The 12,849-nt window shown below is 27.7% G+C and carries 13 protein-coding genes; 5 read left to right on the forward strand and 8 right to left on the reverse strand.

The window, feature by feature from the left end; genetic code table 11:
- Positions 1-34 precede the first annotated feature (34 nt).
- The 7 genes from AC5LG6_RS01465 to tkt all read right to left on the reverse strand — a co-directional run bounded on the left by AC5LG6_RS01465 (position 35) and on the right by tkt (position 5,611).
- Positions 35-1,285, reverse strand: a complete 1,251-nt coding sequence (locus AC5LG6_RS01465; RefSeq protein WP_081560971.1) for an arsenic transporter — start codon at positions 1,283-1,285, stop codon at positions 35-37.
- Positions 1,279-1,590, reverse strand: a complete 312-nt coding sequence (locus AC5LG6_RS01470; protein WP_498585504.1) for an ArsR/SmtB family transcription factor — start codon at positions 1,588-1,590, stop codon at positions 1,279-1,281. Before AC5LG6_RS01470 ends, AC5LG6_RS01465 begins: the two co-directional genes overlap by 7 nt.
- On the reverse strand, positions 1,590-1,826 hold the full coding sequence (locus AC5LG6_RS01475) for a thioredoxin family protein (protein ID WP_498585505.1): 237 nt from the start codon (positions 1,824-1,826) through the stop codon (positions 1,590-1,592). The genes AC5LG6_RS01470 and AC5LG6_RS01475 overlap by 1 nt, the downstream gene beginning before the upstream one ends.
- Before the next feature lie 4 nt (positions 1,827-1,830).
- Entirely contained in the window at positions 1,831-2,790 is a 960-nt protein-coding gene (locus AC5LG6_RS01480) for a permease (protein WP_390850697.1), read from the reverse strand.
- Entirely contained in the window at positions 2,791-3,189 is a 399-nt protein-coding gene (locus AC5LG6_RS01485; RefSeq protein ID WP_260967465.1) for an arsenate reductase ArsC, read from the reverse strand.
- Between the two features lie 81 nt (positions 3,190-3,270).
- Positions 3,271-3,630 carry a gamma-glutamylcyclotransferase family protein gene (locus AC5LG6_RS01490; RefSeq protein ID WP_105908282.1) on the reverse strand — a complete coding sequence of 120 codons (360 nt, stop codon included), beginning with the start codon at positions 3,628-3,630 and terminating at the stop codon, positions 3,271-3,273.
- A 64-nt stretch (positions 3,631-3,694) separates the two neighbouring features.
- Complete coding sequence (tkt, locus tag AC5LG6_RS01495) at positions 3,695-5,611, reverse strand: transketolase (protein WP_498585506.1); 1,917 nt, start codon at positions 5,609-5,611, stop codon at positions 3,695-3,697.
- Between the two features lie 101 nt (positions 5,612-5,712).
- Here tkt and AC5LG6_RS01500 point away from each other — a divergent pair, with 101 nt between their 5' ends.
- From AC5LG6_RS01500 to AC5LG6_RS01515, 4 genes are all read left to right on the forward strand, one after another.
- Complete coding sequence (locus AC5LG6_RS01500; protein WP_498585507.1) at positions 5,713-6,924, forward strand: MFS transporter; 1,212 nt, start codon at positions 5,713-5,715, stop codon at positions 6,922-6,924.
- A 44-nt stretch (positions 6,925-6,968) separates the two neighbouring features.
- Positions 6,969-8,681: a transporter substrate-binding domain-containing protein gene (locus AC5LG6_RS01505; RefSeq protein ID WP_498585508.1), complete on the forward strand. Its 1,713-nt coding sequence runs from the start codon at positions 6,969-6,971 to the stop codon at positions 8,679-8,681.
- 68 nt (positions 8,682-8,749) lie between these two features.
- Positions 8,750-10,828 (forward strand): HAMP domain-containing methyl-accepting chemotaxis protein, encoded by a 2,079-nt coding sequence (locus AC5LG6_RS01510; RefSeq protein ID WP_498585509.1) that lies wholly within the window; start codon positions 8,750-8,752, stop codon positions 10,826-10,828.
- A gap of 38 nt (positions 10,829-10,866) precedes the next feature.
- Positions 10,867-11,571, forward strand: coding sequence for a hypothetical protein (locus AC5LG6_RS01515; protein WP_434225188.1), 705 nt, complete (start codon positions 10,867-10,869; stop codon positions 11,569-11,571).
- On the opposite strand, the gene AC5LG6_RS01520 is transcribed toward AC5LG6_RS01515, so the two are convergent.
- Positions 11,568-12,443: an AraC family transcriptional regulator gene (locus tag AC5LG6_RS01520; RefSeq protein WP_066157051.1), complete on the reverse strand. Its 876-nt coding sequence runs from the start codon at positions 12,441-12,443 to the stop codon at positions 11,568-11,570. The genes AC5LG6_RS01515 and AC5LG6_RS01520 overlap by 4 nt on opposite strands.
- Positions 12,444-12,585: 142 nt before the next feature.
- Between AC5LG6_RS01520 and AC5LG6_RS01525 the strand changes: the two genes are divergently transcribed.
- Complete coding sequence (locus AC5LG6_RS01525) at positions 12,586-12,849, forward strand: OadG family protein (protein WP_167541451.1); 264 nt, start codon at positions 12,586-12,588, stop codon at positions 12,847-12,849.

A 12,849-nucleotide genomic window follows, 5' to 3' on the forward strand; every position in this document is an offset into this window, starting at 1 on the left:
AACTTTAAAGTTTATTTAAAAAAGGATAATTATCCTACAAACTCAACAACACGATAAATAAAACGGGTGGTGTGATGATCAAACCAAATTTGCTATATTGTGCAAATGAAATCTTTACACCCTTTTTTGCTAAAACATGAAGCCATAATAGAGTTGCTAGGCTACCAAATGGTGTCATTTTTGGTCCAAGATTACATCCAACAATATTTGCATAAATCATAGCTTGATTTTGTATATCATTTAAAGCTATATCCATAATCATAATTGTTGGCATATTATTCATAATAGCACTTAAAAATGCGGCTATAAAACCTGTTCCTAAAACTGCAATTGTCTCACCTCTTAAGCTTAAATCTTTTAAAATTATTGCTAAATAATCTGTAAGTCCTGCATTTTTTAGACCATAAACAACAATATAAAGTCCAATACTAAACCACACAACTTGCCAAGGCGCTTCTTTTATAATTTTCAGAGGTTCAACAGATTTTGAAATAGTTGCAATAATTAAAAATATAGTTGCTCCACCTAATGCAAAGATTGAAATAGGTAAATCATAAGCATCTCCTAAAAAATAAGCACATAAAAGAAATGCTAAAAATACCCATGAAAAATAGAAGAGTTTCATATTTTTTATTACACTTTTTGGCTCTTTTAATAAAGTTATATCAACCGTTTTTGGAATATCTTTTCTCAAAATTAGCCATAAAAAAATTGTAGAAGCTATAACACTTACAATAAATGGAATTATCATATCAAAGAAATATTGTGCAAAACCTATACTAAAATAGTTTGCAGTTACTATATTTGTAAGATTTGAAAATACAAAAGGTAGTGATGCACTATCACTTATAAATCCACCTGCTAGTAAAAAAGCAACTATTGTTTTCATATTTAGTTGCAATATTCTCATTTTTGCTAATAAAATTGGAGTTAATATCAAAGCTGCTCCATCATTTGCAAAAAGAGCTGAAACGAACGCTCCAAGCAAAATAGAGTAGATAAACATTTTTAATCCACTACCATTTGAAAACTTTGCCATCTTTAAAGCTGCCCACTCAAAAAAACCAATCTCATCCAAAACTAAAGATAAAATAATAATTCCAATAAATGCTAAAGTTGCATCCCAAACTATATTTGTAACATCCAAAACATCACTAAAAGTTACAACTCCAAATATAAGTGCAATAAAAGCTCCAAAAATAGCACTTGTTCCAATTTGAATATTTTTTGGCTGAACAATCACAAAAGTTAAAGTTATAATAAATATTAAACTAGCAATTAGCATATATCACACTCTTTTTTTAAAATTGGAATATCCAATTCTAAATAACTTATCTCTTTTAAAATAGATTCTCTAAAAATATCCAAAGGTGTTCTAATACTATAATAAGCCCATCGACCTTTTCTATCTACTTTTAAAAATCCTGCATCTTTTAAAATTTTAAGATGTCTTGATACCCTTGATTGTATCATTGAAAAAGAGTTTTCAATATCACAAACACAAACTTCACCATGGATATTTATGAAATTTAATATCTTAACTCTAGTTTCATCATTTATAGCACCTATTGTTTGCAAAAAATTATCCACTATTTTCCTTTTAATAAATTAATAATTTCATCAATACTTAATAATTTTCCACTGCTTTTAACAATGCCATCAACAACCAAAGCTGGAGTACTCATAACACCATAGTTCATAATCTCAACTATATCTTCTACTTTTTTAACTTCATGAAATCCACCAATTTGAGCAACTACTTTTTTTACAGCTTCTTCTAAAGCCTTACATTTTGTACAACCTGTTCCTAAAATCTCTATTTTCATTTTTTTATCCTACTAAATAATTTAATAAATATCCAACAATAAGTATAGAAAAACCAACGATACTAAAAAATATTGCTATTAATTTTATAGATAATATTCTTTTTAAAATCATAGCTTCTGGAAGACTTAAAGCAACAACTGCCATCATAAAAGATATTGCTGTTCCTATCAAAACACCTTTTTGAGTTAGTACTTCAATAATTGGTAAAACTCCTAATTCATTTGAGTACATAGGAATTCCAGCAAGAACTGCAATTATTGGAGCATACCAAACATCTCCACCTGCATATTTTGCAATAAAATCAGCAGGAATATATCCATGAATAAATGCACCAACACCCACTCCAATTATTATATATAAATATATTTTTTTGAATATATCAATAGAGTAATACCATGACTCTTTAGCTCTATGTTTAAATAGAGTTTTATCATCTGTATAACTTATATTATCAAGAGGTTTAACTTCAATTAAAACCTCTTTTTCCATTTTCATAGCACCAATAATAAGACCTGCTATAATTGATATAATTACTCCAAAAAGTACATAAAGTATTGCTACTTTAAATCCAAATATTGAAGCTAACAAAGCAAATACAACAGGATCACTAAGTGGTGCTGAAACTAAATATGTAAAAGCTACACCTAAAGGAATTCTAGCTTGTAAAAATCCTAAGAAAAGTGGTATTGCACTACAAGAACAAAATGGAGTTATTATTCCAAATATTCCAGCTAAAATATGTCCTACAATTTTACTTTTCCCACTTAAATAAACTCTAATTTTTTCCAATGGAAAATAGCTTTGTATAAATGTAATAAAGTATATTATGCTTATTAGCAATATAAATATTTTTATAGTGTCATATATAAAAAAGTGTAAAGCTTCTCCTAAATGAGTTCCTTTTGAAAGTCCTAAAATATCAAATACAAAAATTGAAGTTAAGTTTACAAGCCAATCAAACATCTATTTTAATAGCTCAACTATTTTTGGAAGAAGTTTTTCTTCTATCTCTTTATATGTTTTTTCAAAAGCTTCAAAACCTTTTCCATCAGGATCTTCAAAACCAACATGAATAACTTTTACTGCTTTTGGAAACATAGGACAAGTTTGGGAAGCATGGTCACAAACTGTTACAACTAAATCATACTCATTATCTATTACTTTATCAATAGTTTTTGAATGGTACTTACTTTGCCAAATTCCCTTATCTTCAAGCAACTTTTTAGCATTTGGATTTACTCTTCCACTTGCTTTTACACCACTACTATCAGCATGAATTCCATCTAACTTTGCATTTATTAAGGCTTCAGCGATAATACTTCTACAAGAGTTTCCTGTACATAAAATCAAAACTTTTTTCATATTTATCCTTTTTTTAACTTTCAAAATAGTATCAGAAAAATATTTATATATCAAGATATATTGATATATAAATATTTTAAATTAGATTTTTTCTTCATACATTTCAATAATCTCATCTTTTAATGTATAAATATAAGTTTGCACCTCTACTTCATCATATCTTTCAACAATAACAGGAGTTCTAATAAACTCAACTCCCTCAAAAATATCAAGATTTTCCCAATGATTTATAAGATTATCAGAATAAAATAAAAACCCATGAATAGTATCATTACCCATTTCTAGCCTAATACCAGGATATCCCATACTAGCACTCCAACCTGCATCTATTAATTTTCCTTTTACAGTTGCAGGTACAAATTTTCCTACAATATTTTCTAAAACATATGAATTTGGACAGTTTGGCATCAATGTACCATATACAAAAAGTGAATCTTTCATCTATTCCTTAAGAGTTTTAAGAGAAAAAAGATGAGAATAATATATTCTCATCTTTTTATTTTATTTATTTTTTAAGATCTTCTATAATTTTCGTTTTTAATTTATCAACTGTAAATCCAAACTCATCAAAAAGCTTATCAGCAGGACCACTAGCTCCAAAACTATCCATTCCAAATACTACATCTGCATATTTATAATACTCTAAAGCTCTTGCTGCTTCAACTGCATAAACTCTTGTTTTTGGATCAATAATTTTATTAATATAATCTTCACTTTGCTCTAAAAGTAAATCAAAACAAGGAACAGAAACTATATTTGCAAGAATTCCCTCTTTTTCTAAAGCACAAGCAGTTTGTAAAGCCAAATTAACTTCACTTCCACTTGCCATAATTGTGATAGTTGCATTCTCTCTTTTTGTTAATAGATATCCACCATTACAAACATCTCCAAAAGCTTTATCATCTTTTAAAACTTTTAAACCTTGTCTTGAACATACAAATGCTGTTGGGGCATTCATTTTTAAAGCTATTTTCCAAGCTTCAACATTTTCAGTTGCATCAGCAGGTCTAAATGTATAAAAATTTGGTAAAGCTCTAAATTGTGATAAATGCTCAATTGGTTGATGAGTTGGTCCATCTTCTCCAACACCAATACTATCATGTGTCCAAATAAAGTGTTGAGGAATTCCTGCAAGTGCTGCAATTCTTGCACTAGGTTTTAAATAATCGCTAAATACAAAAAATGTTGCACTGTAAACTCTAAATAAACCATACAGATTCATAGCATTTACAATAGCTGCCATTGCATGTTCTTTAATACCAAAATGGATATTTCTTCCATTTGGAAAATCTCCCATATCTTTTAGTTCTGTTTTATTTGATGGTGCTAAATCCGCACTTCCACCTAAGAAACTAGGAATTTTTGAAGCAATAGCATTTAATATTTTATGATTTGAATCTCTTGTAGCTACACTACTTCCAGCCTCAAAAGTTGGATAAACAATAGTGTCAAAATCTGGATTTTGTAACTCATCTATTTTTGCTTTTGTCTCTTTAGATAAACTTTCATTCCAACTATTTTGCATAGTTGAACCAATAATTAATTTATCAAAAGCACCTTTTACATCTGCGCTTACTTCAAAATCAACATCAGGATTAAATCCAGCTTTTATTTTTGCTTGTTTTATCTCATCAACTCCTAATGGAGCCCCATGAGAATGGTGACTTCCTTCAAGAGTAACAGCTCCTTTTGCAATAACTGTTTTAGCAATAATTAAAACAGGCATTGTTGAATTTTTTGCTTGAACAAAAGCCTTATCAATTTGATCAAAATTGTGTCCATCAATCTCTATTACTTCAAAATCAATAGCTTGAAATCTTTTTTTAACATTTTCACTCCAAGCAATATTTGTATCACCTTCAATTGTGATTGAATTACTATCATAAATTATTACAAGATTATCTAGTTTTAGGTGACCTGCTGTTGCTGTTGCTTCATAAGAGATTCCTTCTTGTAAATCTCCATCTCCACAAAGACAATAAACTTTATGATTTATTACATCTTTTCCTAATAAATTTTGAGCATATTTTCCTGCCATTGCAAATCCAACTGCATTTGCAATTCCTTGTCCTAGTGGTCCTGTTGTAATTTCTATTCCATGAGTATGTCCATATTCTGGGTGACCTGGAGTTTTTGAACCAGATTGTCTAAAGTTTTTCATATCATTTACTGATACATCAAATCCCCATAAATGAAGTAAAGAGTAAACCAAACCAGTTGCATGACCACCTGAAAATACTAATCTATCTCTATTTAGCCATTTTTCATCAGCTGGATTTATATTTAAATGCTTGCTTAAAACTGTTGCAATATCAGCAAGTCCCATAGGAGCTCCAGGATGTCCTGAGTTAGCTCTTTGTACCATATCAGCAGCTAAAAATCTTATTGTATCTGCTTGTTTTTGAAGTAATTGTTTTGACATAGATTATCCTATATTATGAGTGATTTTAAAAATTTGTAAAGATTATATCGAAACTATGTTTAAGACTTTTTAATCTAAAATTACAAAAAAAAGATTATAAAATGACAAATTCACAAAACAGAACTATTTGGATTTTAATCCTCTCTTCATCACTTATTTTAGCAATTACAATGGGTGTTAGACAATCTTTGGGTCTGTTTATAGCACCTATAAACTCTTCAACTTCTCTTGATATTGTCTCTATTAGTTTAGCTCTTGCAATTGGACAATTTATTTGGGGATTAACTCAACCAATTTTTGGTGCAATTGCAGATAAAAAAGGCTCTTTTGGTGTTTTAGTTTTTGGTGCTTTGTTGATGTTCTTTGGTTTAATATTAACTCCTTTTTTAACTTCAGAATTTTCAATTATTCTAACTTTAGGGCTTCTTGTAGCAGCAGGTGCAGGGGCAGGAAGTTTTTCAATATTAATAGGAGCAACAGCAAAAAATCTTCCTAATGAAAAAAGATCATTTGCTGGTGGATTTATAAATGCTGGTGGATCATTTGGTCAATTTGTTTTTGCTCCATTAGCACAGGCTATTATAAATGGTTTTGGATGGATCTACTCTATGATTGCTCTTGCATTTTCAACGCTTTTAACTATTCCTTTAGCAAAAATTCTATCTTCAAAAAGTAAAAAAGAAGAAACAAATCTTACGAATGCCATAGAAAATGATATAAAATTAAAAGAGCAATTAAAAGTTGCTTTAAAAGATAAAAGCTATTTATACTTAAATTTAGGATTTTTTACTTGTGGATTTCATGTAGCTTTTTTGGTTACACATCTTCCTCATGAGGTTGCTCTTTGTGGTCATAGTGCAAATGTTTCAGCTTACTCTTTGGCTTTAATTGGACTTTTTAATATCTTTGGAAGCTTATATGCTGGCTATTTGGGTACAAAATATAAAATGAAATATATATTGGCTTTTATTTATTCAAGTAGAGCATTGATGATTATTATATATCTATTATCACCTAAAACTGAATTAACTTTTTATATTTTCTCTATTGCAATTGGTTTTACTTGGCTTGCAACAGTTCCACCAACAGCAGGAATTGTAGGAAAACTTTTTGGAACAAAATATCTAGCAACTCTATTTGGACTAACTCTTTTATCACATCAAATTGGTGGCTTTTTTGGCGCATATTTAGGTGGATTGTTTATCAATAGTTATGGTAATTTCTCTTTAATGTGGTACTTAGATATAGCTTTAGCAATAGTTGCAGCACTTGCTAATTTACCAATAAAAGAGGAAAAAATTAATAAAAATTAAAATTTCTTGCTATAATATTTTATTCGTTTCTAAAAAGGAAAAAAATGAAAATATTTTTAGCTACAATATTGATAGTTATAAATCTGTTTTCACAAGATATTGATACAAATCTTCAATTAACTCAACAAGAAAAAGAGTTTATAGAAAAAACTCATTTCAATGTTGCTATCACAAAAAATTGGTATCCAATTAGCTTTGAAGAAGATAAAGATAAAGCACTTGGAATATCATCTGAATTTTGGGGAATTATTGTAAATAAACTAAATCTAAAAACTACAAATATTTTTTTTAAATCCTTTGATGAACAGATAAAAAGTTTACAAAGTGGAAAAAGTGATATTATTTTTAGTATAGGAGAGAGTGAATCACGAAAGAAATTTGGATATTTTTCTAATGAATATTTAAAGTTTCCAATATCTATAGTTACAAAAAAAGATGAGAACTTTATAGAAAATATAGATGAAATTTTAGATAAAAAAATTGCTGTTGGAAATAATTTTACTGCACATAACTTACTAAAAGAGAAATATCCAAATCTTGATTTAGTTTTAGTAAACAATGTAGAAGATGGATTAAATCTAGTCTCAAAAAAAGAAGTTTTTGCCTTTGTTGATATAAAACCTATTCTTACATATAATATTGCAAAATTTGAATTCAAAGATTTAAAAGTTAGTGGTAACTCAGGAATTGACTTCCCTTTAAAAATTATGGTTAGAAAAGAGTATAAAGATTTAATTCCAATAATAAATAAAACAATTGCAACTATACCAGCTAGTGAAGTTACAAATATCGTTAATAGTTGGAATAATGTACAATTCCAAACTTCAATAGACTACAAAACTGTTTGGATTTTGGTTTTTTTAGTATTTTTTGGTGCGATTGCATTTATTCACAGAACGGCAACTTTAAATATTTTAAACAAAAAATTAAAATATACAGTAGAAGAGAAGACAAAAGAGTTAAAATATTTAAATGAAAATCTCCAATTAGCTATAGATAAAAAAACAAAAGAGTTACTTGAGAAAGAGGCAATTTTAAATCAACAAGCTAAAATGGCTGCAATGGGAGAGATGATTGAAAATATTGCTCATCAATGGAGACAGCCTCTATCTGTAATATCTACAATATCAAGCTCTTTAAAAATAAAAAAAGAGATGAATATTTTAGATGATAAAGAGTTTTATGAAGCTTTAAAAAATATAAATAAAACATCTGAACATCTATCAAATACTATTGATGATTTTAGAAATTTTTTCTCTCCAAATAAAGAGATGAATAAATTTTATCTATCACAACTAATAAAAAAATCTAAAGATTTAATAAAAAGTAGATTTGATAAATTTAATATAAAAGTTATTGAACACATAGATGATATAGAGATTTTATCTTATCAAAATGAATTATTTCAGGTAATTCTTAACCTTTTTTCAAATTCAATTGATGTTTTATCTTCAAGCCAAATAGAGAATAAAATAATATATATAAAAATATATCATGATGAGAATAATTTGTACATTGAATTCTTAGATAATGGCGGAGGCATAAAAGATGAGTTTATAAATAGAGTTTTTGAACCATATTTTACAACAAAACATAAAAGCCAAGGAACAGGAATTGGTCTTTATATGTCGCTACAAATCGTAACAAAACATCTAAATGGTGAAATAAGTGTAAGAAATGATACTTTTATCGAAAACAATACCGCTTATTTTGGTGCAAAATTTACTATTTTACTTCCAATTTATCTAAAAAAATAGTTAATTTTCTTTTCAAATATTTATATATGATTGGGTATAATTCTAAAATTTATTTATAAGGGGAATTAATGTCTATAAAGAATAGGCTTTTAGCTTTGTCTTTGGTATTTATTTTATCATTGCTTACTATTTCAACTGTTTCATATTTTAATACAAAAAGTTCATCAGATGATCTTACTAATATTTCAGATGAAAGAATACCAGTACTTCTAACAATAGCTGAGTTAGATACTTTAAGATTTAAAATTAGAGCTATGACTCATGAGGTTTTCTCATTTCATAATGATTCTGATTACTCAAAAGAACTTCAAAATATTAAAGCTAATAGAGAAGCAACATGGAATGATGTTAATAAGCACTGGCAAAATTTTGCAAGTACTCCAAGACAAACTGAAGCTGGTAAAAAAGCTTTTGCTGCATTAGAGGCTTCATTTAATGATTGGAAAAAATCTCATGATCCTATTCATGGAAATTTAATCAAATTAATAGAAAACAAAGATGATGAAAAAATTACTTCTTTGATTGCAGAGTATGAAGATAGTGTGCAAAAAATGATACCTATATCAAATGTTTTTGGTAAGCTTTTAGAAGAACAAAAAACAAGAACTACAAACTATGCAACAAATATGGTTAAAGATTCTGTATCATCTTCAAATAAATCTCTTACTTTAATTGTAATATTATCGCTTATTGTTATGGCAATTAGTATAGGATTTACAGTTATGACTACAAGATTTGTTGTGAATTCATTAAGCAAACTTCAACAAGGTATATTAGGATTTTTCTCATTTTTAAATGGGGAGAGTAAAACTGCTACACTAATAGATTTAAAAAGTAATGATGAGTTTGGTGAAATTGCAAAAGTAATAAATCAAAATATTGAAAAAACTGAGAGTTCTATAAAAAAGGATGATGAGTTTATAAATGCAACTGAACTTTTCATAAAAGAGCTATCAAGTGGAAATATGCTTGCAAAAATAGAAGTTGAGCCAGATACTCAAAATTTGAAAGTTTTAAAAGAACTTTTAATTAAAATGCAACATTACTTAGAACATACAATTGCAAGAGATATAAATAGATTACTTTTTGTAATAGATAGCTTTAAAAAATATGACTTTACTGCAAGATTTCCAAACCCTTATGCAAAAATTGCTGTTGCTATGAATGAATTAGGAGATGAAATTTCTGCTTTATTAAGACAATCATATGGAACAGGTTTAATGCTAGAAAATAGTTCTCAGGAACTTTTAGAAAATGTAAATATTCTAAATCAAAGTTCAAATTCTGCTGCTGCTTCTTTAGAAGAGACTGCTGCTGCTCTTGAAGAGATTACTTCAACAGTAATCAGCAATGCAAATAATGTAGAATTAATGACTAGATTCTCAGACGAAGTTAGTAATTCAGCTAAAAAAGGTCAACAATTAGCAAATCAAACAACAAATGCTATGGATGAGATTAATAATCAAGTAAATAGAATTAATGAAGCAATTGCCGTAATTGATCAAATTGCTTTCCAAACAAATATTCTTTCACTAAATGCTGCTGTTGAAGCTGCAACTGCTGGTGAGGCTGGAAAAGGATTTGCAGTTGTTGCACAAGAGGTGCGAAATCTAGCAAGTAGAAGTGCAGAAGCAGCTAAAGAGATAAAAAATATAGTTGAAAATGCTACATCAAAAGCAAATGAAGGAAAAAATATTAGTTTTGAGATGATTCAAGGATATACGGAACTTCTTGAAAATATAGAAAAACAAAGCCAAACAATAAATGAGATTGCAACAGCTTCAAAAGAGCAACAAGCTGGAATTACACAGATAAATGATGCAGTAACAGGACTTGATCAACAGACACAACAAAATGCGAATATTGCTTCAGATACAAAAACTATTGCAATAAATGCGGATAATATTGCTAAAAAAATTGTTAGTGATTCACACAACAAACAATTTGTAGGAAAAGAAGATGTTGAAAAAGAGAATAAAAAAATTAATTCTACAGTTAAAAATAGTAATATAGCTCTTAACCTTACTAAAAAAAGTTCAGAAATAAAACCTTCAATTCCAAAAAAAGATATGGATAAAAAAACACCAATCAAACAAAATGAAATAAAATCATCAGTAAAAGATGATGATGAGTGGGAAAGCTTTTAAAATAGAGATTTTTCTCTATTTTAAACTATATTTATATTTTGAGTCAAGATTTTTTATATCTCATATCAAAAGAGCAACTACACGAAGAGTTTATCTTTGAAAACATATATCCAAATAAAAATCTAAATTACTATTTATGTGATGATTTATCTTTAGAAACTTATATAAAGCTTTGTAAATTTGGATTTATATCAACTTCTATTATTATTGAGAATAATTTTTATCTACTTCCTGAAATACAATTTGAGTATGCTATTTTAGATTTCAATAATCTTCATATTAGTAAAAAGGTTAAAACTCTTATAAAAAATAGTGAATATAAATTTTGTATAAATAGAGATTTTAAATCTGTTTTAAATCAAATTCAAAATTACCATAAAGATTCTTGGATTGAAGAAAATTATGAAAAGTTATTAATAAACCTAAACAACTTAAAAAATAACAATTCAAACTTTAAATTAGTTAGTATTGAACTATATGATAAAAATAATGAAAAATTAGTAAGTGGTGAAATTGGTTATATGATTTCTAAAACATATACTTCACTAACTGGTTTTTCTTCAAAATCTAAACTCTATAACAATTGGGGCAAACTTCAAATGGTACTATTAGCTCTTTATTTAGAAGAAAATAGATTTGATTTTTGGAATTTAGGGCATCCATATATGCAGTATAAATTTGATTTAGGAGCCAAACTTTATTCAAGAGATGATTTTTTGAAAAGATGGCTAAATAGTATTTAATAGTTTATTGAAACATAAAAACTAAAATCATACTCATTGTCCAATTTTATAAAATCGACACTTTCATATATTGCAAATGATGGTTTTGTAGTTGTTTCGTAATCGCTTCTTGGTAACCATTCATGATAAACCCACTGAATAAATGGGAGTAAATCTTCATTTTTTACTTTTAAATCAAATTTTGCATAAACTCCTTCTGCTATTTTGAATTTTGGAATTCTATCACTTTTTATATTTTTATCATCATCAACTATTATACAAGCAATATATTGACACTCATCAAGTGGAGTAATTGTTGGATTATCATGAAAGAGTGCTGCTCTTTTATACTGTTTTATATTGTTTGTCAAAACCCAAGTTTGAAGTTTTTGCCATGTCTCTTCTATATTTTTATTATAACCTCGATTTCTTATATAATAGCTCTCAATAGCTTTCATTTTTACAATAGTTGGCGTTATATTATCAAAGCTAGCTTTAGATTTCATAGCAAATTTTGATTGTTTTATAATCTCATTTGAGTACTCTTTATATCCACCATTTTTCCACTCTTTTGGACTCATTCCAAATCTATCTTTAAATATTTTTATAAAAGATGATTGTGAAGAGTAGCCACATGAGTTTACAATACTAGAAATTGTTGAATATCTATTTGTAAGAAGTAAATTTGAAGCTTTTTGAAGCCTAATTGATTTTATACTCTCATAAATATTTCTTCCAAATATTTCTTTAAAAACACGATGCATATGAAACTTGCTTATATCTAAATCAATACTAAGCTCTTCAATATCAATGTTTGTTTCAATATGAGTGTATATATAATACATAATATCATTTGCTATTTTTGTTCTTTTTTCTAATGTCTCTTTTTTCATAAGATAATTTTATCAAAAATTAGATAAAATAAGCACTAAACAACAATTTATAAAGCACCAAAAAAGAAGAAGAAAATATAAAATTTTCCTAAAATACGGTACTTTAAATCAAGTGTTGATATAAAATACTTAAAGGAGAAATGTGGAAGCCCTACTACAAGCTATATTTAGCTTTTTTATGATTATGGGAATAGGAACCTCTATACTTTTGGTTATTGGATTTTTATTAAAAGCAAAAGGTGTAACTTTTGTTGAATTTTTTCCAAAAAAAGATAAAGATGCTCCATCTCAAGTTATTTACAATAATGTAATATCTCAAAGTCCAAATCAAGGCTCTTATGGTGTTGATGCTAGAAAAGTTGCTGCTATTATGGCAGCTATACAGCATCACAATAAAAAAGGTTGA

The sequence above is a fragment of the Arcobacter thermotolerans genome (assembly GCF_983172305.1).